Raw genomic sequence first — 22,581 nt, forward strand, 5'->3', positions numbered from 1 at the left:
ATACGAGGCATGAGCGAGGCAGAAGTGGCAAAAGCGCTCGATAGCGCCGATATTCAGCGCGTTCTGGAGCTTCTTCCGCATCGCTATCCGATGCTGATGATCGACAGCATCATCGAAATGAAGGGCGACGAATCGGCGATCGGCATCAAGAATGTGACCAACAACGAACCCTTTTTTCAGGGCCACTTCCCCGGCTATCCGGTTATGCCGGGCGTCCTGATCGTCGAAGCGATGGCGCAAACCGCCGGGGCGCTCGTCATCAATCATCTTGGCACTTCGGGCACCAACCAGCTTGTGTATTTCATGACGGTCGACCGTGCGCGCTTTCGCAAGCCGGTCGTGCCGGGTGATGTCCTGCACGTCCATGTGACCAAGCTGCAGAGCCGCGGCACCGTCTGGAAGTATCACGGCGAGGGGCGCGTCAACGGGCAACTCGTGGCCGAATGCGATCTCGGCGCCATGATTGCCGATCAGGCTACGAAATGACGGAAGTTCACCCGACCTCCATCGTCGACGCGAAGGCGCGGCTTGCCCCGGATGTGAAGGTGGGGCCGTATTGTGTCGTCGGTCCGGATGCCGTTCTGGGCGATGGCGTCGTTCTGCATTCACACGTCGTCATCGAAGGCCGGACAAGCATCGGTGCGGGAACGCAGGTGTTTCCCTTCGCAACCATCGGTCACGCGCCGCAGGATCTGAAGTACAAGGGAGAGCCCAGCCGGCTCGAAATAGGTTCGAACAATCTCATCCGCGAGCATGTGACGATGAACCCCGGCACCGAGGGCGGCGGCATGGTCACCAGCATCGGCAACAACTGCGCGTTTCTGGCGGGTTCGCATGTCGGACATGATTCCATCGTCGGGGATCACGTCGTCTTTTCGAACAATGTGATGCTCGCCGGCCATTGCAAGATCGGCGATTATGTCATCTTCGGCGGCGGCGCCGCGCTCCATCAGTTTGGCCGCGTCGGCAAACATGCGTTCATCGGCGGCATGAGTGCCGTCGAGAACGACGTCATTCCCTATGGTCTCGTCGTCGGCAACCGGGCGGTGCTGATGGGTTTGAATCTGATCGGTCTGAAGCGTCGCGGATTTTCACGCGACCGGATACATGCCATGCGCGACGCATATGGCGTTCTCTTTGCTGAAGACGGCACGTTGCGCGACCGGCTGGAACGCGTCGCAGACCGCTTCGCCGACGAGCCCGAAGTGATGGAGATCGTCGAATTTATCCGCGCGGAATCGGATCGGGCGATCTGCATGCCCAGACACGACCGGGCGGCCTGAGCCGGGGTGAGCCCGATGCGCCACCGCCATGACCGATAGACCCAGAAAACTCGGGATTGTGGCGGGGCGCGGTCCGCTGCCCGCCGCACTTGCGGATGTTGCCGTCGCCGCGGGACGGGAGGTCTTCATCGTCGCGATAGACGACGACGTCAGCAATGAAATCGAACGCTTTCCCCATGCGCATGTTCGCATCGGCGCGCATGGCGAATTTCTTCGTCTGCTGAAGGAAAACGGCTGCAAGGACATCGTCCTGATCGGCGCAATCAACCGGCCGGATTTGTCGAAGATCGGGCTTGATTTCGCCGGCATCAAACTGCTGCCGCGTCTGGTGCGCTGGCTGGCGCAGGGCGATGACGGTTTGCTGCGCGGCATTGCCGGCTATCTGGAAAAGGACCACGGTCTTCGTGTCATCGGCGCGCATGAGGTGGCCGAGCGTCTGCTCGCGCCCGAGGCGGTGCTCACGAAGATAGCGCCCGCGCCGGAACACAACGCCGACATCGACGCGGCCATTCGGGCGGCACTGGATGTCGGCATGCGCGATATCGGGCAGGGGGCCGTCGCCTGCCGCGGCGCCGTCGTCGCAACCGAAGACGATGCGGGAACCGACGCAATGCTGGCGCGTGTCGCCGCCATGAACCCCGCCTTGCGCGGGCGGCCGGGCGCGCGTGAAGGTGTGCTGGTCAAGTTGACGAAGCCGGGCCAGGAACGTCGCGTCGATATGCCGACCATCGGCGTAAACACGGTCGAGAACGCGGCCGCGGCTGGCCTTGCGGGGATTGCCGTCGAAGCGGGTGGTACGCTGATCGTCGATAGTGAAGCCGTCGCCGCTGCCGCCGATGCGCATGGCCTCTTTGTCGTAGGCCTCGGCGGCGCCCGCATCGCGGCGGCGGGGCGGTGAACGTGAACGCCGCCATACCTCATATCATGCTGGTGGCCGGCGAGCCTTCCGGCGACGCATTGGGCGGCGAGCTGATGGCGGCGTTGAAGGACATGACTGGCGGTCGCGTCCGCTTCTCCGGTGTCGGCGGTGCTCAAATGACGGCCGAAGGCATTGCTTCGATCTTCCCGATGACCGACATTTCCGTGATGGGGCCGCGCGAGATCGTTCCGCGACTACCCTCGATCCTCAATCGCATTCGTCAGACGGTGAACCACGCCGTTACCGAAAAGCCGGACATTTTGATCGTCATCGACAGTCCGGAATTCACGCATCTTGTGGCGCGCCGTGTGGCGCGCCGGGCGCCGTCCATTCCGATCGTCGATTATGTGCTGCCGAGCGTCTGGGCGTGGCGGCGAGGTCGCGCCCGCGCCATGAAAAAATATATCCGGCGTGTTCTGGCGTTGCTTCCTTTTGAGCCGGCCTTCCTGCGCACCGTCGGTGTCGACTGCGTCTATGTCGGACATCCCGCCATCGACCGCGTGCCTGAGGCTGGCGCAGGCGGGCGCTTTCGTGCCACGCACGGTATACCACCGGACGCACCCTTGCTGCTGGTGCTGCCGGGTAGCCGCCTCAACGAGGTAAAGCATCTGATTGGCATTTTCGGCGAAACGGTGCGTCGCGCCGCGGCGGCGACCCCGGACCTGCGCGTTGTATTGCCGGTCGTGCCCCATGTTCGTGCGCATGTGGAAGCGGCGGTTGCAAACTGGCCGGTCGATGTCGCAATCGTTGAGGAAGAAATAGAAAAGCGCGCGGCATTCGACGCCGCCACCGCCGCGCTCGCCGCTTCCGGCACGGTGTCGTTGGAGCTTGGTCTTGCTCGCGTTCCGATGGTGGTCGCCTATCGCGCGGAGGCTGTTGTCGGCTGGTTTGCGCTCAGAATTCTGAAAATTCCGTCCGTCGTGCTGGTCAATCTCATTCTAGACCGTCCGTCGGTGCGCGAGTACTTGCAGTTCCGTTGCACACCGGAAGCGCTCGCCGAAGGTTTGACACCATTGCTCCAGGACACGCCGGAACGCGCACGTGCCCTGGCCGATCTCGACGAGCTCCGCGAGAGGATCGGCGTCGGCGGGGAACCGCCAAGCCGCCGTGCCGCGCGTGCGGTGTTGGAAATTCTTGAAGCGTCGCCGGCATAAAAAAGGGGCGCCACGAACGTGGCGCCCCAAATTTTCGCGAAGGCAAATCCCTTACTTGCGCTTGCCGGCCTCGACATAGTCCCGCTGCGGCGCGCCGGTATAGAGCTGGCGCGGCCGGCCGATGCGCTGGCCCGGGTCCTCGATCATCTCGTTCCATTGCGCGACCCAGCCGACTGTGCGCGCGAGCGCGAACAGCACCGTAAACATCGTCGTCGGGAAGCCCATCGCCTTCAGCGTGATGCCCGAATAGAAGTCGATGTTCGGATAGAGCTTCTTCTCGACGAAATACTCGTCGTTGAGTGCGATCCGTTCGAGCTCCAATGCGACGTCGAGCATCGGATCGTCCTTGATACCGAGAACTTTCAGAACCTCGTGGCAGGTCTGCTGCATCACGCGTGCGCGCGGATCGTAGTTCTTGTAAACGCGGTGTCCGAAACCCATCAGGCGGAACGGGTCGTCCTTGTCTTTCGCCTTCTTGATGTATTCCGGAATACGGTCGACCGTCCCGATTTCCTGCAACATGTTGAGGGCTGCTTCGTTGGCGCCGCCATGCGCCGGCCCCCAGAGACAGGCGATGCCGGCGGCAATGCAGGCAAACGGATTGGCGCCCGACGAACCGGCGAGGCGCACCGTCGAGGTTGAGGCGTTCTGTTCGTGATCGGCATGCAGGATGAAAATGCGATCCATCGCGCGGGCAAGGATCGGATCGACCTTGTAGGATTCGGCCGGCACCGAAAAGCACATATGCAGGAAGTTCTCGGCGTAATCGAGATCGTTGCGCGGATAAACGATCGGCTGGCCGGCTGAATATTTATAGGCCATGGCGGCGATCGTCGGCATCTTGGCGATCAGGCGGCGGCTGGCGATCATGCGTTGCAGCGGATCGTTGATGTCGGTCGAGTCGTGATAGAAGGCCGACAGCGCGCCGACCATGCCGCACATAATGGCCATGGGATGGGCATCGCGCCGGAACCCGCGCAGGAAGAATGTCATCTGCTCATGCACCATCGTGTGCATGGTGATGGCGCGCTCAAACTCCCGGTACTGTTCGGCGTTCGGAAGCTCGCCGTTGAGCAGCAGGTAGCAGGTCTCGATGAAATTCCCGTGATCCGCGAGCTGGTCGATCGGGTAGCCGCGATACAGCAGAACGCCTTCCTCGCCATCGATATAGGTGATGTCGGATTCGCAGCTCGCAGTGGAGGTGAAGCCCGGATCGTAGGTGAAGTGACCGCTCTTGCCGTAGAGTGTCGAGATATCGACAACACTCGGTCCCAGAGATCCGCCATAGACAGGAAGCTCGTAGGACTTGCCGCCCACCGAAAGGGTCGCGTTCGAAGTCGCGCCGGCCTTGGTTCCGAATTTTGTCATGCTTGCCTGCCTGTCCCTGTCTGTCTGTCCGGTCTGCCCTGTAGACGGCAGCCCGGACCGTGTGTTGATACCATATTGCTTGCATGCTGACCCAACCGCAATTGGAGGTCAGGCTGCCTGATCCTTGATCCTGCCGAGCGCCTCGTCGCGTCCGAGTGTCGCCAGCACGTCGAAAATGGGTGGGGAAACCGAACTCCCGGTCACCGCCGCGCGAAGAGGCTGCGCCACCTTGCCGAGCTTGAGGTTCTCGTCTTCCGCGAAGCTGCGTACGACGGCCTCGATTTCGCCGGCCGCCCAGTCGTTCTTCATTTCCAGCCGGTCGAGCAATCGCTTCAGCAGCGACCTTGCCTCGCCGTTCAGAAGCTGGGACGCCTTGTCGTCGAGGGCGATCGGGCGCTGTACGCGCAGAAAGGCGGCGCCATGCCCGATTTCAAGCAAGGTTTTTGCCCGTTCCTTCAATCCCGGCATCGAGGCGATCAGCTTGGCGCGGAAGGCGTCGTCGCAGACCCAGCCTTCAAGCCGCTCCATCAGCGCAATTGTATCGTCGGCAAGCCGGACGTCGTCCGCCTCACGGATATAATGGCCGTTGAGGTTTTCGAGTTTTGCAAAGTCGAAACGCGCCGGCGACCGGCCGATGCTGTCGAGGTTGAACCATTCAATGGCCTGCTCGGTCGAAAAAATCTCGTCGTCGCCGTGGCTCCAGCCGAGGCGCACAAGATAGTTGCGCATCGCCTCCGGCAGATAGCCCATATCGCGATAGGCCTCGGCGCCGAGCGCCCCGTGACGCTTCGAGAGCTTCGCGCCGTCCGGTCCGTGGATCAGCGGCACATGGGCAAACTCCGGCACCGGCCAGCCAAGCGCCGCATAAATCTGGCTCTGTCGGCCGGCATTGGTCAGGTGGTCGTCGCCGCGAATGATGTGCGTGATGCCCATGTCGTGATCGTCGACAACGACGGACAGGTTGTAGGTCGGCGTTCCATCGCTCCGGACGATGATGAGGTCGTCGAGCTGATCGTTCGGGAACCGCACATCGCCCATGACATGGTCGCGAACCATCGTCTCGCCTTCGTCGGGCGAGCGGAAGCGGATGACCGGATTGACGCCGGCGGGTGCTTCTGACGGATCGCGGTCGCGCCAACGCCCGTCATAGCGGGCAGGGCGTCCCTCAGCGCGCGCCTTCTCGCGCATCTCGTCCAGCTCTTCGGGGCTCGCATAGCAGCGATAGGCCTTGCCTTGGCTCAGAAGTGCGTTGGCGACTTCCACATGACGCGCCTGCCGCGAAAACTGATGCACGACTTCGCCGTCCCAGTCGAGGCCGAGCCAGCGCAGGCCCTCGAAAATGGCAGCGACCGCCGGCTCGGTCGAACGCTGCCGGTCGGTATCCTCGATCCGCAACAGGAACTTGCCCTGGTGATGCCGCGCAAAGAGCCAACTGAACAATGCGGTACGGGCGCCCCCGATATGCAGATAACCGGTAGGCGACGGCGCGAAACGGGTAATGACTGTCTTGTTTTCGCTCATCATCTCCTGCGATCCGGCTCCGCAGCCGCGCGGCTAGGCAATTCCGGTAAATGTTGGCAAGCTTCGACCCGGAAACTGGGGCGCGAGGCCTTGAGGGTCCGCTGCGGGGCAGGGGGATTTCTAGCACATTGCGGCAACGCAGCGTAAGCCCGAAACGCAAGCCCGAGGGCGGCTGGCCGGGATCCGGGAAAGTCGTTTGCGTTCGGTATCTTGGGTCGCTCTCTTAAGGCCGGCCTTTGCCTGTATTCGACCCACGGAGGGCGGTTTTGGCGCTATCGGCGCAGCGTGTCGACAGGCTTTGGCTTCGGCGGGGCGCCATTGCGTTCGGCGATGCGCCGGCAGCCATGGCGGCGTGGCTGCGCGGCTGCATGGTGGCCGATGGCGACCGGCTGTTCCTGTGGACCCCGGTTTTGATTGCGACCGGCGTTGCCGCCTATTTCGCGGACGATTTCGAACCGCCGCTGGTCGCGGCGCTGGCGGCGGCCGCAGTTCTGGCGCTTGCGTTCATACCGCTTCGGCAACGCGCGGCCGTTGCGCCACTGGCGGCGGGCCTCCTCTGCGTGGCGCTGGGCTTCGCGGCGGCCTCGCTTCGCAGCCATGTGGTGGCGGGCCCTGTCCTCGAAAGGCCGCAGGCGGGGGTTCTGACCGGCCGGGTCGTCGCTGTGGAGGAGACCGAAACGGGGGCCCTCGTCGCGGTGCTCGAACCGGCATCCTTCGCGCGGCTGCGGACGGACGAGCTGCCGCGGCGCGTCCGCGTCAACATTCGGCTGAAGGAGGCGTCGCTCGCGCCCGGCGCCACGGTGAGCCTGCGCGCCCGCCTGATGCCGCCGCCGGAACCGGTGCTGCCGGGCGGCTTCGACTATGCGCGGCAGGTCTGGTTCGAGAGCCTGGGCGGCGTCGGTTTTGCCTACACCGCCCCTGAAGAACTGGAACCGCCAACCGGCGTGACGGCGATGCTGGTCGAACTGCGCGGCCGCATCGGCGCGCGCATCCGGCACGTCATCGGCGGACCGGCGGGCGCCGTGTCAGCCGCGCTGGTGACCGGCGAGCGCGCGGCAATCCCGAAAGCGGTTGCCGCCGATCTCCGGGCGGCGGGCCTTGCGCATGTGCTGGCCATATCGGGCCTTCACATGATGCTCTTCGGTGGCTCGGTTTTCTGGCTGGTGCGCGCCGGTCTGGCGCTGGTTCCCCGGCTGGCGCTGAACTACCCGATCAAGAAATGGGCCGCCGCCGTCGCGCTTGCCGGTGCGACGTTCTATCTGGCGATCTCGGGCGCCGCCATCGCCACCCAGCGCGCCTGGATCATGATCGCGTTGATGTTCGTCGCCATCATGCTCGACCGCCCGGCGCTCAGCCTCCGCAACGTCGCGCTGGCCGCAATCCTGATCCTGCTCTGGCGGCCCGAAAGCCTGCTCGGCGCAAGCTTCCAGATGTCTTTCGCCGCCGTCGTCGCGCTGATCGCCTTCTACGAGAGTGACCGCATCCGCGGCTTGACGTCGAGCCCGAACCGCATCGGCCTTGCCAACATGCCGCGACGGATCGGCGCCTATGCGCTCGGCCTCGCATTCACCAGCATCGTTGCGGGCGCGGCGACCGGCGCCATCGGTGCATTTCATTTCAACCGCATCGCCGTCTACGGCCTCGCCGGCAACATGGCCGCGATGCCGCTGGTCGGCATTGTCGTGATGCCGATGGCTCTGCTTGCACTGCTGCTGATGCCGCTTGGCCTCGATGCGCCCGCCCTCTGGATCATGGGCGCCGGCGTCGACGGTATGCTCACCGTCGCACATGAAGTGGCGAGTTGGGACGGCGCAGACAGTCTCGTTGCCGACGCGCCGCTCCATGCCTTGCTGCTGACGGTTTTCGGCGGCTTGTGGCTGGCGCTCTGGCGCGAAAGCTGGCGCTATCTCGGCCTGGCGCCGATGTTGCTCGGGCTTGCCCTTTGGGGCGCCGCACCGAAGCACGACATTCTGATCGATCGCAACGCGGCGCTCTTTGCGGTTCGCGGCGCCGATGGGCGACTGGCGCTCGGCGCCGCACGACCGGCCTATGCTGCCGAACAATGGCTCCGGCACGACGGCGACCGGCGCACTCCGCGCGAGGCGGCGCGTTCGCCCGATATGCTTTGCGATGTTGATGGTTGTGTCTATCGCGATGCAGGGCGGCCTGTGGTCGCTTTCGCAAAGACGCTCGACGCGGCGATGGAGGATTGCGCGCTGGCCGATGTGGTTATCGCGCAGGTGCCGTTGTCACGGCGCGCGCGGCGGGAGTGCGGCGCCGATGTCGTTCTCGACTATTTCGACCTTTGGCGGGAGGGTGCCACCGCGCTGACGTTCGACGAAGACGGAAAAATCATCGTCGCAACATCGCTGCAAATGCGCGGCAATCGTCCCTGGGTCCAGCGCAAACGAAAAAACTGAAATCAGTAGCGGCGCAGCAACCCGACCAGCTTGCCTTGCACCTTGACCCGGTCCGGACCGAAGATGCGCGTCTCATAGGCTGGATTAGCTGCTTCGAGTGCGATCGACGCGCCCTTCCGGCGCAGCCGCTTCAACGTTGCCTCATAGCCATCGACCAGCGCGACCACAATGTCGCCGCTTCCCGCCGTGTCGCAGCGCTGAATGAGAACCGTGTCGCCATCGAGAATGCCGGCCTCGATCATCGAGTCGCCCTTGACCTCGAGCGCGTAGTGTTCGCCCGTGCCGAGCAGATTGAGCGGTACACTGACTTGATGGCTTTCTTCCTGCAGCGCCTCGATGGGCGTGCCGGCAGCGATACGGCCCATCACCGACAGCGTCATCGTTTCGCCGGCCTCGCGCGCCGGGGCAAGATCGCGGCTCGTTGCCTTGGCCCGGCCGCCGCCCTCAATGACGCTGGGCGAGAAGCCCTTGCCGCGCATGGTCGCGAGGCTCGGCGACGCCGATTCGGGAAGCTTGAGAATTTCGAGCGCCCGGGCCCGATGGGCAAGACGGCGGATGAAGCCGCGTTCCTCGAGCGCTGTGATGAGGCGATGAATGCCGGACTTGGAACGCAGGTCCAGCGCCTCCTTCATTTCATCGAAGCTCGGCGAAACGCCACTCTCCTTGATCCGCTCATGAATGAACATCAGCAGCTCGTGTTGCTTGCGTGTCAGCATCGGCTCCGGTCTCTCCCTTTGCGCTCGCGACGCCACCGGGCGCCTCGGGAACAAAACAAAAACGACTGCGAACGTTCTAGTTTGGTTCTCAAGCGTCTGTCAAGCGCAATTGTGGATAAGTCAGGACCGAAGCGGCAAAACGGTAACAGAATCACCGGCTTGGGCGACAGGCGCCCCGACGGGCCGGATCACCAGGCATCCGGCGCGGGCAAGGACGGACAGCATCGAACTGTCCTGCCGATCGAAGGGCGTGGCGACGGGAAGCTCATGCGGAACGTGGTCAAGCGCCGCACGAATATAGTCTTCGCGCGGACCGTTGGCGGGGAGCGGTTTGCCGAGCCGCGCCAGCGTCGTGTGGAGCGCGCTGTCGCCGCCCTGCATGCGCGCGATGGCGGGCCGCAGAAAGAGCGTCGCGCAAACGAAGGCCGACACCGGATTGCCGGGCAGGCCGAACATCGGCAGCGGGCCGAGCCTGCCGAACATCAGCGGCTTGCCGGGACGCATCGCAACCTTCCAGAAATCGATGTCGAGACCGGCGGGCGCCAGCGCGCGCTGGACGAGATCGTGTTCGCCGACCGACGCGCCTCCGAGCGTTACCAGCATGTCGGCATCCGCCGCGCGCGACGCGACGGCGCGAATATCGTCTTCATTGTCGTGGGCGATGCCGAGGTCGAGCGGTATGCCGCCGGCTTCGGCGATCAGCGCGCCGAGGCCCGCATTGTTGGAGGAGACGATCTGGTTCGGACCGGGTTCGGTTCCCGGCGGCACGAGTTCGTCGCCGGTCGAGAAGAAGGCGACGACGGGACGCTTGTGAACGGCGAGCGTCGGCAGGTTCATCGCCGCGGCAAAGGCGATGTCGGCGGATGAAAGTTTGCGGCCCGCCGGAAGCCCGGCATCGCCGGTGCGGAAATCGAGGCCGGTGACACGCACATGCTGTCCGCGTTGTGCGGCTTCGTTGACAGTGACGGTTTCGCCGTCGCGCACAGTGTCTTCCTGGATGACGATGCTGTCGGCGCCGTTGGGCAAAGGTGCGCCCGTGAATATACGCACCGCTTCGCCGCGTCCGAGCATGCCGTCATACGATCCACCCGCCGGCACGGTGCCGATGACGCGGAGCCGTGCCGGTACGTTCGCAACGTCGTCGGCACGCACGGCATATCCGTCCATCGCCGAAAGATCGGCGGGCGGCTGCGTCCGCCGCGCGATCGCTTCCTCGGCGAGAACGCGGCCCGACGCCTGCGCCAGAGAAACGATTTCGGATTGCGTCGTTGAAAGCGCTGCCAGAATCCGCGCCCGCGCTTCTTCGACCGAAAGGAGAGGTTGCTGCGCCATCGGCTACTTCGCCTTGTAGGCGCCGGACTTGCCGCCCGACTTGGCGGTGAGGCGGATGTCGCCGATGGTCATGGCCTTGTCGACGGCCTTCGCCATGTCGTAAAGCGTCAGGCAGGCGACGCTGACGGCGGTGAGCGCTTCCATTTCGACGCCGGTTTGTCCGGTCACCTTCACGGTCGCGACGACTTCGACCGAAGCGTTTTTTGCATCCGGAACAAGATCGACTTCGACTTTCGTTATCGCCAGCGGATGGCAGAGCGGTATGAGATCGGACGTGCGCTTTGCCGCCATGATGCCGGCGAGCCGCGCCACTTCGAGCGCATTTCCTTTTTTCAATCCGTCTTCAAGAATGAGTTTCAGCGTTGCGGGCTTCATCGAAACGCGACCCTTGGCCGTTGCGCTTCGCGATGTCGCGGGCTTTGCCGACACGTCCACCATGCGCGCCGCGCCGGTCTTGTCGAGATGTGTCAGCTTCTTCTTCGTCATGGTGTTGCGTTCCCGCTGCGCGCGCTTCAGGCCACCGCGGCCCTGATCGCCTTGAGGCTGCGGAACAGGTCTTCGGCGCCCGCAAGCGGCAGACAGCTCGGTCCGTCGCAAAGCGCCTTGTCCGGGTCCGGATGAAATTCGAGGAAGACGCCGTCGGCGCCCGCCGCGACGGCCGATTTGGCGATGATGGGAACGCCTTCGCGCCGTCCGCCCGTCGATGCGCCGGCCGTGCGCGGGTCGGCGCCCGGTAGCTGCACGGCATGGGTCGCGTCGATGGTGACCGGTGCCCCCAACTTCTTCATTTCGGAAATGCCGAGCATGTCGACGACGAGGTTGTTGTAGCCGAAGGACGAACCGCGTTCGCAAAGGATCGTGAAGTCGGCATTCGTCGCTTCCTTGATCTTGGACAGAATGTTGCGGCAATCCCACGGCGCGAGAAACTGCGCCTTCTTGGCGTGCAACAACCCGCCGGCCTTGTGCGTCGCCCGCGCCGCCGCGACGACGAGATCGGTCTGGCGGATGAGGAAAGCCGGTAACTGCACGAGGTCGGCGACGGCGGCCACCGCTTCTGCCTGCTGCGCTTCATGGAGATCGGTGCAGATCGGAACGTTGAGGCGCTGCTTCACTTCGGCGAGCATCGCGAGACCCTTTTCGAGGCCGGGCCCGCGATAGCTCCTGATCGACGAACGGTTCGCCTTGTCGAAGCTTGCCTTGAAGACGAAAGGAAGTTCGAGCCGTGTCAGCACATCCTTCAGATGCGTCGCCGTTTGCATCGTCAGGTCGATGTCTTCCAGCACGTTGAGCCCGGCAATGCAGAAGAGCGGCTGGCCGTCGCCGATCGAGAGAGACCATTTGGGTAGTTGCAGGACAGTCATTTTCGGGCACCGTTGAAATTCAGGAATGTGCGGGAAGGCCGGTATAGCCTACAAATCGCGTCGCATGAAGCAGCGCCGTTCAAGTGGCAGCCCCATTTCTTCTTCGCGATAGTGCGCGAGGTAAAGGGCGGGCGTCCACTCGGCGGGGTCGAGAACGCGGAAGCCGCAGGCCGCATAGAACGGCCCGTTCCACGGCACGTCGATGAAGGTCGACAGCGTGACGGCCTTGAAACCGCGTGCCGCCGCCGCCTCGCAGACCCGTTCGACGAGACGGCGGCCGAGGCCCTGCCGCCCGTGATCGGGGTGTACGGACAATTCATAGATGTGGAGGTGCATATCGAGCGGCGCGGCGAGGATGAAGCCGACCGGCTTGTCGTTCTGCGTTGCGACGAAAACGCCTGCGGCACGGGCAACGGATTCGACGAAACGCAATTCGGCGACGTCGTCGACATCGATTTCGCCGATGTCGGCATTTGCAAAGAGCGCACCGGCGGCACGCTCGATATCTGCAAGGAGCGGCAGGTCGTTGGCGCGAGATTGTCTGATTTCATAGGTCATCTGGTATTCCGGATTCCGGCGAACATGACAGAATGACACGGCACCAGCGCACCGGGGATAAGAGGCCGGAATGGGGTATCTGGATACCTCATTTGGCCCGACTGTCATCGAACTGTCAAAAAACTGTCACAACCCATTTTCCGGCTGCCGGATGAGGCCGCCGGAGCGGGGATAAGTTCCGTAGCGCGACAGGCCGGCGGCGGGGATAAGTCAAACTTATCCCCGTTTCGACGCTGCAGCGCACAAAACGCCCGCGATTTATCCCCGGTTTATGCGGGACCGGCCAGCAACGCGCGCGTCGCTGCCTCCACATCGGCCTGGCGCATCAGGCTCTCGCCGACCAGAAACGTCCGTACACCGACTTTCGCGAGCCGCACGAGGTCGGCCGGCGTGAAGATGCCGCTCTCGCCGACGATGAGCCGGCCGGCCGGGACGAGAGGCGCCAAACGCTCCGTCGTTTCGAGCGTCGTCTCGAAGGTCTTGAGATTGCGGTTGTTGATGCCGAGAAGCGGGCTCTTGAGGGCAAGCGCGCGTGTCAGCTCGCCCTCGTCGTGAACCTCGACCAGCACATCCATCTTCCAGCCGAAAGCGGCGTCCTCGATCTCGCGCGCCTGCGCGTCGGACACGGCGGCCATGATGATGAGGATGGCGTCGGCGCCCATCGCGCGCGCCTCGGCAACCTGATAGGCGTCGTACATGAAATCCTTGCGGATGACCGGCAACGAACAGGCGGCGCGGGCGGCGGCAAGATAATCAGGTGCGCCCTGAAAGGACGGACCATCGGTCAGCACCGACAGGCAGGCCGCGCCGCCGGCTTCATAGGCGCGGGCGAGCGCCGGCGGGTCGAAATCGGCGCGGATCAGGCCCTTCGACGGGCTGGCCTTCTTGATTTCGGCGATGAGCGCATATTTGCCCGAATCGATCCGTAAACGGAGCGCTTTCTCAAAACCGCGAACCGGCGAGGCCGCGCGCGCTGCCGCCTCGACCTCGGCGATCGGGTGGGCGCGTTTGGCGGCCGCAATTTCGTCGAGCTTGTAGGCGCCGATCTTTTCGAGAATGTCAGCCATTGGCCGGCTTCCCGTTCGAAACGGCAATCAGCGTGTCGAGCGCGGCTTTCGCGCCGCAGCTGTCGATGGCAAGCGCCGCGAGTTCGGCGCCCTTTTTCAGATTGGACGCCTTGCCGGCAACGATCATCGCCGCCGCCGCGTTGAGCAGCACGATGTCGCGATAGGGGCCTTTCTCGCCGTCGAGAAGCCGCAGGATCGCCTGCGCGTTCTCGGATGGCGATCCGCCCTTGAGCTCGGCGGCGGTCGCGCGCTTCACGCCCGCTTCCTCCGGCGTCACCTCGAAGATGCGGATCTCGCCGCCCTTCAGTTCGGCAACGGTGCTGGCGCCGGTCGTCGTCAATTCGTCGAGACCGTCCGATCCGTGAACGACCCAGGCGCTTTCCGAACCCAGATTGCGCAGCGCCTCGGCGAAGGGCTCGACCCATTTGGCATCGAAGACGCCGAGAAGCTGATGCCGGACCAGCGCCGGATTGGAAAGCGGGCCCAGCATGTTGAAGATCGTCTTGATGCCGAGTTCGCCGCGCACCGGCGCCACATGCTTCATCGCCGAATGATGCGCCTGCGCGAACATGAAGCCGATGCCGGCCTGGTCGATGCAGTCGGCGATGACGGCGGGACCGATGTCGAGCTTGACGCCGAGACTTTCCAGCGCGTCTGCGGTGCCCGAAAGCGAGGACGCCTTGCGGTTGCCATGCTTGGCGACCGGCACGCCGCATGCCGCGACGACCAGCGCCGTAGCGGTCGAGATGTTGTAAGTGCCCGCACCGTCGCCGCCGGTGCCGACAATGTCGATGGCCTCGCGCGGCGCGGTGACGCGCAACGCCTTTTCACGCATGACGGTGGCGCCTGCCGTGATTTCGGTCACGGTTTCGCCACGCACGCGAAGCCCCATCAGAAAGGCCGCGATCTGCGCCGGCGTCGCCTCGCCCGACATGACGATCTCGAAGGCGGCGCGCGCCTCGGCCGGGTCGAGCGTCTTGCCGTCCGCCAGATGGGCAATTGTCGGTTTGAGATCGGTCATGGCCGCCTCACGCCAGTTCGCGCGTGTTGACGCGGGCGATCTGCAGGAAGTTGCGCAGGATGTCGTGGCCGTGTTCCGACGCGATGCTTTCGGGATGGAACTGGACGCCGTGGATCGGCAGCTCCTTGTGCTGCGCGCCCATGATGACGCCGTCGGCGGTCCATGCGGTGATTTCGAGGCAGTCGGGGAAGCTCTCGCGCTCGACAGTCAGCGAGTGGTAGCGCGTCGCCTCGATGGGGCTCGGCAGGCCCCGAAAGACGCCCTTGCCGCCATGATGGATGGCGCTGAGCTTGCCGTGCATCAGGGTCGGCGCGCGGACGACCTTGCCGCCGAAGGCCTGGCCGATGGCCTGATGGCCGAGACAGACGCCGAAAAGCGGGATGCGGTGGGCGGCGGCTGCTGCGATCAGGTCGAGGCAGATGCCGGCCTTGTCCGGGTCGCAGGGGCCCGGCGACAGGACGATGGCCTGCGGCGCGGCGGCCAGCGCCTCGTTGACGGTGATCTTGTCGTTGCGATGGACGCGCGCCTCCGCCCCCAGCTCGCCCAGGAAATGGACCAGGTTGTAGGTGAAGCTGTCGTAATTATCGATCAGGAGCAACATGGCCGGATCCTTGGATTGCCGCCCCGGACGGAGCCGCACAGGGCTTTATATAGGGGTTGGATGCAGTTTTGGGCAAGACGAAGCACACCGAGGGACGATTCCGGGGCTTCGGGGTTCAGGCGTTAACGGACCGTTTGTCATCGCAGGAGACTAATGAAGCGACGGGTGCATTTCGTGCCGCCGGGCCCACGCCGTGGGTTCTATTGGGAGGGCTGATGCCATGAAAGGGTCAATCGCCGGAGCCGTCGCAACCGGGTTGTCGGTTTGCCTCGCCGCCTTTGCCGCGCGGGCAAACAATTATGAATACCTGGCTTCTCACCAGAAAAACCTGACGCAGATCGGCGTGACGAAAACGCTGCATAAAACGGTGACGGGCTCGGGCGTCGGCATCGCCGTATTCGATTCGCTGGCGGATCGCACACATGTCGATCTCGCCGGCAAAACGACGAACATCGTCGTCTACAAGGGCACCTACAGGAAATACGACTTCCACGGCACGCATGTCTCCGGCATCGCCGGCGCTCTCGCGAACGATCTCGGCATTGTCGGCGTGGCGCCGGGCGCGTCAATCTACAATTATGCGGTTTTCGACGACCAGACGTGGGTGGCGACAGATCTCGGCCGCGCCGCGCTCAACAATGTGAGGACAAGGAACCTCAGCGGCGCCAATATCAAAGTCGTCAACATGAGCTACGGCCCGGTGGCCAAGGGCGATATTTTCCTGAACGGCGAACTGTCATTGTTCGCGGGCTACAAGAACGACTTCGTCATCGTGCGCGCGGCCGGCAACGATGGCAGCAATGCCATTTACGAACCCTATTCCGGTAAAGCGAGTGTCGATCTCGCACATCTGCTGATCGTCGGCTCCGTCGACGCCAACAACAAGATTTCGAGTTACTCGACCAAGCCCGGCAACGCTTGCATCTCGGCGACGAAGACCTGCACTGCCAGCGAGAAAATCTCGAACTTCTTTATCGTCGCGCCGGGGTCGAACATTCTTTCCGACTATCCGGGCCAGATGCTGGCCTGGGCGTCGGGCACCTCAATGGCCGCGCCGCATGTCGCGGGCGCGGTCGCGCTGATCGCCGAGGATGGCCTGAGCAAGAAAGTTGCGCTGACGCCGACGCAGATTGCCTCGATCATCAAGAAGTCGGCGACCGATCTCGGCACCAAGGGCGTCGACGCGGTCTATGGCTGGGGTCTGCTCAATGTCCCGGCGGCGTTGGCACCTGTCGGCGGAACGACCGTTGCGACGGGTCCGACCGTCACGGCGCCCAAAGTCATACAACCGCCGAAGCTGAAGCGTTCCAAATTTTCGCGGTCGGGGGTCGGCGATCCGGCGCTGCTGGACGGGCTGGTGGTGTTCGACGATTACGGACGGCCGTTCGAAGCCGATCCCGCAGGCCTGACCCAATCTGCGCCGCCCTCGCTGTCACGCCGGGGTCTGTCGCTGCTCGGTCTCGTGTCGCGGCAGGAGACGATGAATTTCGACAGCGGCGATCGGGCGGTTCTCGCCTGGACGGCGACCGGCCTCGACGGCCGGCCGACCTCGTCGGTTCGCATGGTCGCGGACGGATATGAGCTGAGCGTCGGGCTCGGCGCGCCGGAAATCTTTCTGGCGAACCTGCCGACCGCCCATCGTGCCGCCACGCCGCAGCACTTCTCGCAGGTCATGTTCTCCTCGCTCGGCGAGGCCGGCGCGCTGTTCGACAACGCCATGTCGGTGAGCTTCCGGGCGCCGATTTCCGACCGCCTCGACGGCACCTTCTTCAGCATGACGGCGACCGGGCAGACGGAAGACGCCTACGCGCCGATCCTTTTCGAGAACAGCGGCGAGACCGACGGCGACAGCCGCTTTGCCGCCCTCGGCCTTTCGTACCGCATTGCAGACGGCTGGTCGCTCGGCGCCTCCTATGCGGTGCTGCACGAGCGGGGCAGTGTTGCCGGTATCGAATCGGGCGGGGCTTTCTCGCTGGGCGAACAGGCGCTGACGCAATTCCAGGGCCTGAATGTTTCCGGCGACTTCAACGAGAACTATTCGGTCGGCGCCTTCTACACGCGGGCCAGCATCGAAAGCTTCGGCACGGCGGGATCGTTGTTCGACGCTGCCGATGGCTGGACGGCCGATCATTTCGGCGCGACCTTCACGGCGAAAAACGTTGTGCGCGAGAACAGCTTGCTCCGCTTCTCGCTGGTGAAGCCGCTTCAGATCACGAGCGGCACGGTTTCGGCGCGCGTGCCGGTCGGGCGCGAACTCGACGGCACGGTCAATTACGACCGGCGCCGCTCGAGCTTCGACGGCAACGCAACGCCGGTCGAGGCGCGGCTCGAATATATCGCCGAAACGGGTGCCGGCACGTTCGGCGTCGCACTCGATCTGGTCGACACGAACCTCCGGGGGGATGGCGAAAGAGCGCTTGCGCTGGGGGCGGGCTTCTCTTTCGCCTTTTAATCCGCCGCTTCCCCCTCGCCGCCGTGGCCGTTAGGCTCGGCGGCGAAGGCGGAGGCCGCGATGACCGCGACGATCACCACCACATGTGCGATTGCCGGCGGCGGCCCGGCGGGGATGATGCTGGGGCTGCTGCTGGCCCGCGCCGGCATCGACGTGACGGTGCTCGAAAAGCACAAGGATTTCCTGCGCGATTTTCGCGGCGACACGATCCACCCCTCGACGCTCGAAGTGATGCACGAACTCGGGCTGCTTGATGTGCTGCTGGCGCGGCCGCACGAGAAGATGCACGAGGCCGGCGTCGAGATCGGCGGTGCGATGCTGAAGGCCGCCGATTTCTCGCACCTGCCGACACGCTGCAAATTCATCGCATTCATGCCACAATGGCATTTTCTCGACTTCCTGGCCGAAACCGGGCGGCGCTATCCGGGATTTCATTTGCGCATGGAAACCGAAGTGACCGGGCTGATCGAGGCGGAAGGCGGCGTCGCGGGTTTGCGCGCGGCGACGCCGGACGGGCTGCTCGAGATCCGCGCCGATCTCGTGGTCGGCGCCGACGGGCGCGGCTCGGTGGTGCGCGAGCGGGCGGGGCTTGCGGTGCGCGACTTCGGCGCGCCGATGGATGTGCTCTGGATGCGGCTGTCGCGGCGACCAGACGACCCGTCCGATACGTTGTTCCGTGTCGTGCCCGGCCATCTCGTCATCACCATCAACCGCGGCGACTATTGGCAATGCGCCTTCGTGATCGAGAAGGGTGCCTTCGACAAAGTGAAGGCGAGGGGGCTCGACGCCTTCCGCGCCGACATCGCGCGCGTGCTGCCGATGGCCGCCGGCCGCATTGGCGAGATCACAAGCTGGGACGATGTGAAGCTGCTGACGGTGAAGGTCGACCGGCTGCGCGAATGGGCAAGGCCGGGCCTCTTGTGCATCGGCGATGCAGCCCATGCGATGTCGCCGGTGGGCGGCGTCGGCATCAACCTCGCGATTCAGGACGCTGTGGCGGCCGCGAACATTCTGGCCGGGCCGCTGCGCGAGAGGCGGCTGACGCTCGACGATTTGTGCGCCGTGCAAAGGCGGCGGATGTTTCCGACAAGGGTAACGCAGGCCGTGCAGGTTCTCGCGCAGCGCTTCCTTATCGGGCCGACGCTACGCGCGAAAGGCGACATCGCGCCACCGCTGCCGCTGAGACTGCTGAACCGCTTTCCGCTGCTGCGCCGCATACCGGGCTACGCCGTCGGCATCGGCGCGCGACCGGAGCATGTGAGGGAGGGGTAGCTACTGCCGCTTGCCCGCCTGCGAGGCGTAGCGCACGGCTTCGTCGGCGGCGCGGAAGAGGGCCTTGGCCTTGTTGACGCTCTCGTCGTACTCGCCTTGCGAGCTGGAGTCGGCAACGACGCCGCCGCCGGCCTGCACATACATCTTGCCGTCTTTCACGATGGCGGTGCGCAGCACGATGCAGGTGTCCATTTCGCCGGCGGCCGAGAAATAACCGACGCAGCCGGCATAGGGCCCGCGCTTTTCAAGTTCCAGTTCGTCGATGATTTCCATGGCGCGGACCTTCGGTGCGCCCGAAACCGTGCCGGCCGGGAAGCCGGCGACCAGCGCGGAGATCGCGTCGTAAGACGGGTCGAGATTGCCCTCGACATTGGAAACGATGTGGATGAGATGCGAGGTCAGTTGCAGCGCGAATTTCTCGGTGACTTCGACCGAACCGATTTTCGAAACGCGGCCGACATCGTTGCGCCCGAGATCGAGCAGCATCAGATGCTCGGCGCGCTCTTTCGGGTCGGCCAACAATTCCTCGCCGATCGCCTCGTCCTCGGCGCGGTTCTTCCCGCGATGGCGCGTGCCGGCGATCGGGCGGATGGTGACGCGGTTGTTGCGCACACGCACCAGAATTTCCGGGCTCGATCCGACAATCGCGAAATCGGCGAAGTTGAGGAAATAGAGGAAGGGCGAGGGGTTGATGCGGCGCAGCGCCCGGTAGAGCGAGAAGGGCGGCAGCGTGAACGGCGTTTCGAAACGCTGCGACAGCACGACCTGAAAGATGTCGCCGGCGGCAATGTATTCCTTCGCGCGTTCGACCATGCCGAAATAGCGTTCCTTCGGCGTGTTCGATGTCGGCTCGGCCAGGGCGTCGACATCGAGCTGCTGCGGCGCATGGGTCAGCGCGCGGTCGAAATCGGCGACGATGTCGTTGAGGCGTTCTTCGGCGCGGGCATAGGCGGCTTTGGCGGTCACGCCCGGTTCGGGACGCACCGGCGTGACGAGCGTCACCTCGTCCTTCACGGAATCGAAGACGGCGATGATCGTCGGGCGGACGAACAGTCCGTCCGGCAGGCCGAGTGCGTCCGGGTTCTCGTCCGGCAGACGCTCCATCAGCCGCACCATGTCGTAACCCATGTAGCCGAACACGCCGGCCGCCATCGGCGGCAGGTCTTCCGGCAGGTCGATGCGGCTTTCCTCGATGAAGGCGCGCAGGGACGCGAGCGCGCCGCCTTGGCAGGGCTCGAAAGCGGCGTCGTCGAAACGCGCCTTGCGGTTGATTTCCGACGCATCGCCCCGGGCGCGCCAGACAGCGTCCGGGTTGAGGCCGATGATCGAATAGCGGTTGCGCGCGTCGCCCCCTTCGACCGATTCCAGCAGGAAGCTGTTCGGCTTGCCGTCGGCGATTTTCAGCATTGCCGAAACCGGCGTGTCGAGATCGGCGACGAGGCGGCGATAGACGACCTGCGCGGCGCCGGCCGCGTGGGCACGCTCGAAATCGTCGAAGGACGGCGAGATCATTGGCCGGTGTCCGTCGCCGTCAGTTGCCGCAGAAGCACCGTGTTGACGTTGTAGCCGAGCTCTTCCTGGTAGCCGGCAACGAAGGTCTGGATCAGGTCGGCCTTGATCGAATCGAGCACGTTCTCGCGGGCACGGGCATAGGCGTCCGAGGCCGGATCGAGTTCGAGGTCGTGAACTTCGCGAATATGCATCAGCACGAGTCCCTCGCCGAGACCGACCGGGCCCCAGGTGACGCGGCCTTCGCCCGTCGCGAAAGCCTTGGCCACGGCCTGGCGCGAGAATGTATCGCTCTGCAGGTTGCGCTTCATGCCGGGCGCGGTCAGGACGGCGCGGCCGAGCTCGCCGGCGATCGTCTCGAAGCTCTCGCCCTTGTTGGCGCGCGCCGCCAGCGTTTCGGCCAGTTCGATCAGCGCCGCGTCGCGCTTCTGTTGCCGCCACAGGGTGACGACCTCATCGCGGACTTCCTCAAGCGGTTTCAGATGCGGCGGGTCGATCGCGTCGACCTGAACCCAGTAATAGCCGTCGTCGGTGTGCTGCGGCGGCGCCGCGTCGCCGATCTCGGTCTCGTAGACGTTGCGTAGCAGGTTCGGCAGGTCGGGCAGTTCGACGTCATCGCCGTTCCGCGTCTTGCCGTTCGCGGTGACGGATGCGATCTGGCGGACGGTCAGGTTGTTGGTCCGCGCGACGTCCTCGAGCGAGGCGCCGCCGGCGCGCGCGTCCTCGATGGCGTTCTGGATGTCGTAGACCTGGTCGCGCGCCAGTTCGAGTTCGAGCGCGGCACGCAGCTCGTCCTTCACGGTCTCGAATTCGACGCGCGTTTCGGGTTCGATGTCGCGGACCTGAACGACGACCCAGCCCAGCGGCCCCCGAACGGGTTCGCTGAACGCGCCCTTGGCGGTCGCGAAAGCCGCCGCAGCGACTTCATCCGACAGGAACCGGTCGCGCGAGAGCATGCCGGATTCGACATCGGCGGCGGTGAGGCCGAGACCGGCGACAATTTCCGACACCGGCGTCCCCGAAACGAGCTTCTCATGGGCTTCGCGCGCCGCGGCTTCCGTGCCGAAGGGGATCTGCACGACGTCGCGCCGCTCGGGTTTGTCGTAGTCACCGCGCCGCTGTTCGAAGGCGATGGCAAGTTCGTCGTCGTCGATCGTCACGGTGTGGGTGATGTCCTCAGGCTCCAGCACCATGATGCTGAAATCGCGCGTCTCGGGCAGCGTGAAAGCCGAAGCGCCCGCCTGATAGACCGATTGCACCGTTTCCTCATCGGGCTCGCCGACATCGGCGACCAGCGACGGCGGCAGGATGACGTAGCCGACGGTGCGGGATTGTTCCTGATAGTTGCCGACCGCGGCGATCATCGTATCGGGCACTGCGACGCCGCTGTCGATGACGTCAATCAGCTGACGCCGCGCCAGATACTTGCGCCGCTGCTCGACGAAGCGTTCCTCGGTGATGCCCTGGTTCTGCAGCGCCTGACGGAAGAGGTCCCGGTCGAAGGTGCCGAAGGCGCTCTGCAATGCCGGATCGGTGACAATGTCGTTGCCCACCGTGTCGTCGCCGACCGTGAGACCCATTTGCCGGGTGGCGCCGTCGAGCGCAGCGAGGCTCATCAGCCGCGACAGCGCCATGCGGTCGATGCCGAAGCGTTGCGCCATCTCAAGCGTGACGGGCTGGCCGAGGCGCTGGCCGAACTGGTTCATCTCGGCGCGAAGCTCGCGCTGGAAAGCGATCGCATCGACTTTCTCGTCGCCGACGGTCGCAACCGTATCGCCGCCGAAGCCGGTGAAAATGTCGTTGATGCCCCACACCGCGAAGCTGGCCACCAGAAGGCCGATCAGCACCTTGGCAACCCAGCCCGAGGCGTTTCTTCGCATTGCGTCCAGCATGTCCGGTCTTTCCGTTCGAGAGCCCCAAATTCGACAAAGGGGCGGCGGCGAACCACCCCTTCGCGAGGGCGGCATGATAGGTGCGGGGGCCTGCCCCCGCAAGCGGATCGCGGGGGCTTCCGGCTTGATTTTCTT

The 22,581-nt window shown here is 64.5% G+C and carries 19 protein-coding genes; 7 read left to right on the forward strand and 12 right to left on the reverse strand.

Annotated elements, in window-relative coordinates:
• Positions 1–9: 9 nt before the first annotated feature.
• The 4 genes from fabZ to lpxB are packed head-to-tail and all read left to right on the forward strand — an operon-like array spanning position 10 to position 3,356.
• Complete coding sequence (gene fabZ / locus KF719_RS00005) at positions 10–486, forward strand: 3-hydroxyacyl-ACP dehydratase FabZ (RefSeq protein ID WP_293510526.1); 477 nt, start codon at positions 10–12, stop codon at positions 484–486.
• Positions 483–1,283 carry an acyl-ACP--UDP-N-acetylglucosamine O-acyltransferase gene (gene lpxA, locus KF719_RS00010; protein ID WP_293506017.1) on the forward strand — a complete coding sequence of 267 codons (801 nt, stop codon included), beginning with the start codon at positions 483–485 and terminating at the stop codon, positions 1,281–1,283. The genes fabZ and lpxA overlap by 4 nt, the downstream gene beginning before the upstream one ends.
• A gap of 28 nt (positions 1,284–1,311) precedes the next feature.
• Complete coding sequence (gene lpxI, locus KF719_RS00015) at positions 1,312–2,181, forward strand: UDP-2,3-diacylglucosamine diphosphatase LpxI (protein ID WP_293506019.1); 870 nt, start codon at positions 1,312–1,314, stop codon at positions 2,179–2,181.
• Positions 2,182–2,183: 2 nt separating this feature from the next.
• Positions 2,184–3,356, forward strand: a complete 1,173-nt coding sequence (lpxB, locus tag KF719_RS00020; protein ID WP_293506021.1) for a lipid-A-disaccharide synthase — start codon at positions 2,184–2,186, stop codon at positions 3,354–3,356.
• 51 nt (positions 3,357–3,407) lie between these two features.
• Here lpxB and gltA read toward each other — a convergent pair whose 3' ends face one another.
• Together gltA and gltX are read right to left on the reverse strand one after the other, a co-directional pair.
• Positions 3,408–4,724, reverse strand: a complete 1,317-nt coding sequence (gene gltA, locus KF719_RS00025; RefSeq protein WP_293506023.1) for a citrate synthase — start codon at positions 4,722–4,724, stop codon at positions 3,408–3,410.
• A 108-nt stretch (positions 4,725–4,832) separates the two neighbouring features.
• A complete protein-coding gene (gltX, locus tag KF719_RS00030) occupies positions 4,833–6,245 on the reverse strand; it encodes a glutamate--tRNA ligase (RefSeq protein ID WP_293510528.1) in 1,413 nt (470 codons plus the stop codon).
• A gap of 266 nt (positions 6,246–6,511) precedes the next feature.
• Between gltX and KF719_RS00035 the strand changes: the two genes are divergently transcribed.
• A complete protein-coding gene (locus KF719_RS00035; protein WP_293506025.1) occupies positions 6,512–8,665 on the forward strand; it encodes a ComEC/Rec2 family competence protein in 2,154 nt (717 codons plus the stop codon).
• A 2-nt stretch (positions 8,666–8,667) separates the two neighbouring features.
• Here the strand turns inward: KF719_RS00035 and lexA are convergent, their stop codons facing one another.
• The 8 genes from lexA to KF719_RS00075 form a co-directional block, all read right to left on the reverse strand.
• Complete coding sequence (lexA, locus tag KF719_RS00040) at positions 8,668–9,381, reverse strand: transcriptional repressor LexA (protein WP_293506027.1); 714 nt, start codon at positions 9,379–9,381, stop codon at positions 8,668–8,670.
• 120 nt (positions 9,382–9,501) lie between these two features.
• Positions 9,502–10,713 carry a gephyrin-like molybdotransferase Glp gene (glp, locus tag KF719_RS00045; RefSeq protein WP_293506029.1) on the reverse strand — a complete coding sequence of 404 codons (1,212 nt, stop codon included), beginning with the start codon at positions 10,711–10,713 and terminating at the stop codon, positions 9,502–9,504.
• A gap of 3 nt (positions 10,714–10,716) precedes the next feature.
• Complete coding sequence (gene moaC / locus KF719_RS00050) at positions 10,717–11,199, reverse strand: cyclic pyranopterin monophosphate synthase MoaC (RefSeq protein ID WP_293506031.1); 483 nt, start codon at positions 11,197–11,199, stop codon at positions 10,717–10,719.
• A 26-nt stretch (positions 11,200–11,225) separates the two neighbouring features.
• A complete protein-coding gene (kdsA, locus tag KF719_RS00055) occupies positions 11,226–12,074 on the reverse strand; it encodes a 3-deoxy-8-phosphooctulonate synthase (protein ID WP_293506033.1) in 849 nt (282 codons plus the stop codon).
• A gap of 48 nt (positions 12,075–12,122) precedes the next feature.
• Complete coding sequence (locus KF719_RS00060) at positions 12,123–12,632, reverse strand: GNAT family N-acetyltransferase (protein ID WP_293506035.1); 510 nt, start codon at positions 12,630–12,632, stop codon at positions 12,123–12,125.
• Between the two features lie 269 nt (positions 12,633–12,901).
• Positions 12,902–13,699, reverse strand: coding sequence for an indole-3-glycerol phosphate synthase TrpC (gene trpC, locus KF719_RS00065; protein ID WP_293506037.1), 798 nt, complete (start codon positions 13,697–13,699; stop codon positions 12,902–12,904).
• Positions 13,692–14,720, reverse strand: a complete 1,029-nt coding sequence (trpD, locus tag KF719_RS00070) for an anthranilate phosphoribosyltransferase (protein WP_293506039.1) — start codon at positions 14,718–14,720, stop codon at positions 13,692–13,694. Before trpD ends, trpC begins: the two co-directional genes overlap by 8 nt.
• 7 nt (positions 14,721–14,727) lie before the next feature.
• Entirely contained in the window at positions 14,728–15,321 is a 594-nt protein-coding gene (locus KF719_RS00075) for an aminodeoxychorismate/anthranilate synthase component II (RefSeq protein WP_293506041.1), read from the reverse strand.
• A gap of 220 nt (positions 15,322–15,541) precedes the next feature.
• Between KF719_RS00075 and KF719_RS00080 the strand changes: the two genes are divergently transcribed.
• Together KF719_RS00080 and KF719_RS00085 are read left to right on the forward strand one after the other, a co-directional pair.
• Complete coding sequence (locus tag KF719_RS00080; RefSeq protein WP_293506043.1) at positions 15,542–17,773, forward strand: S8 family serine peptidase; 2,232 nt, start codon at positions 15,542–15,544, stop codon at positions 17,771–17,773.
• A 60-nt stretch (positions 17,774–17,833) separates the two neighbouring features.
• Positions 17,834–19,045, forward strand: a complete 1,212-nt coding sequence (locus tag KF719_RS00085; RefSeq protein WP_293506045.1) for an FAD-dependent oxidoreductase — start codon at positions 17,834–17,836, stop codon at positions 19,043–19,045.
• Here the strand turns inward: KF719_RS00085 and trpE are convergent, their stop codons facing one another.
• Positions 19,046–20,557, reverse strand: a complete 1,512-nt coding sequence (gene trpE / locus KF719_RS00090; RefSeq protein ID WP_293506047.1) for an anthranilate synthase component I — start codon at positions 20,555–20,557, stop codon at positions 19,046–19,048. It abuts the gene before it with no gap.
• A complete protein-coding gene (locus tag KF719_RS00095; protein WP_293506049.1) occupies positions 20,554–22,446 on the reverse strand; it encodes a SurA N-terminal domain-containing protein in 1,893 nt (630 codons plus the stop codon). Before KF719_RS00095 ends, trpE begins: the two co-directional genes overlap by 4 nt.
• Positions 22,447–22,581: the final 135 nt, after the last annotated feature.

The organism is Parvibaculum sp. (assembly GCF_019635935.1).
In the GTDB taxonomy this organism is placed as follows: Bacteria; Pseudomonadota; Alphaproteobacteria; order Parvibaculales; family Parvibaculaceae; genus Parvibaculum.

Bases quoted from the DNA above. Each gene is read 5' to 3' on its own strand.
- gltX (WP_293510528.1), bottom strand. From the start codon at position 6,245: ATGAGCGAAAACAAGACAGTCATTACCCGTTTCGCGCCGTCGCCTACC.
- KF719_RS00080 (WP_293506043.1), top strand. From the start codon at position 15,542: ATGAAAGGGTCAATCGCCGGAGCCGTCGCAACCGGGTTGTCGGTTTGC.
- moaC (WP_293506031.1), bottom strand. From the start codon at position 11,199: ATGACGAAGAAGAAGCTGACACATCTCGACAAGACCGGCGCGGCGCGC.
- KF719_RS00095 (WP_293506049.1), bottom strand. From the start codon at position 22,446: ATGCTGGACGCAATGCGAAGAAACGCCTCGGGCTGGGTTGCCAAGGTG.
- kdsA (WP_293506033.1), bottom strand. From the start codon at position 12,074: ATGACTGTCCTGCAACTACCCAAATGGTCTCTCTCGATCGGCGACGGC.
- trpD (WP_293506039.1), bottom strand. From the start codon at position 14,720: ATGACCGATCTCAAACCGACAATTGCCCATCTGGCGGACGGCAAGACG.
- KF719_RS00075 (WP_293506041.1), bottom strand. From the start codon at position 15,321: ATGTTGCTCCTGATCGATAATTACGACAGCTTCACCTACAACCTGGTC.
- lexA (WP_293506027.1), bottom strand. From the start codon at position 9,381: ATGCTGACACGCAAGCAACACGAGCTGCTGATGTTCATTCATGAGCGG.
- trpC (WP_293506037.1), bottom strand. From the start codon at position 13,699: ATGGCTGACATTCTCGAAAAGATCGGCGCCTACAAGCTCGACGAAATT.
- KF719_RS00060 (WP_293506035.1), bottom strand. From the start codon at position 12,632: ATGACCTATGAAATCAGACAATCTCGCGCCAACGACCTGCCGCTCCTT.
- lpxA (WP_293506017.1), top strand. From the start codon at position 483: ATGACGGAAGTTCACCCGACCTCCATCGTCGACGCGAAGGCGCGGCTT.
- glp (WP_293506029.1), bottom strand. From the start codon at position 10,713: ATGGCGCAGCAACCTCTCCTTTCGGTCGAAGAAGCGCGGGCGCGGATT.
- lpxI (WP_293506019.1), top strand. From the start codon at position 1,312: ATGACCGATAGACCCAGAAAACTCGGGATTGTGGCGGGGCGCGGTCCG.
- trpE (WP_293506047.1), bottom strand. From the start codon at position 20,557: ATGATCTCGCCGTCCTTCGACGATTTCGAGCGTGCCCACGCGGCCGGC.
- KF719_RS00085 (WP_293506045.1), top strand. From the start codon at position 17,834: ATGACCGCGACGATCACCACCACATGTGCGATTGCCGGCGGCGGCCCG.
- gltA (WP_293506023.1), bottom strand. From the start codon at position 4,724: ATGACAAAATTCGGAACCAAGGCCGGCGCGACTTCGAACGCGACCCTT.
- fabZ (WP_293510526.1), top strand. From the start codon at position 10: ATGAGCGAGGCAGAAGTGGCAAAAGCGCTCGATAGCGCCGATATTCAG.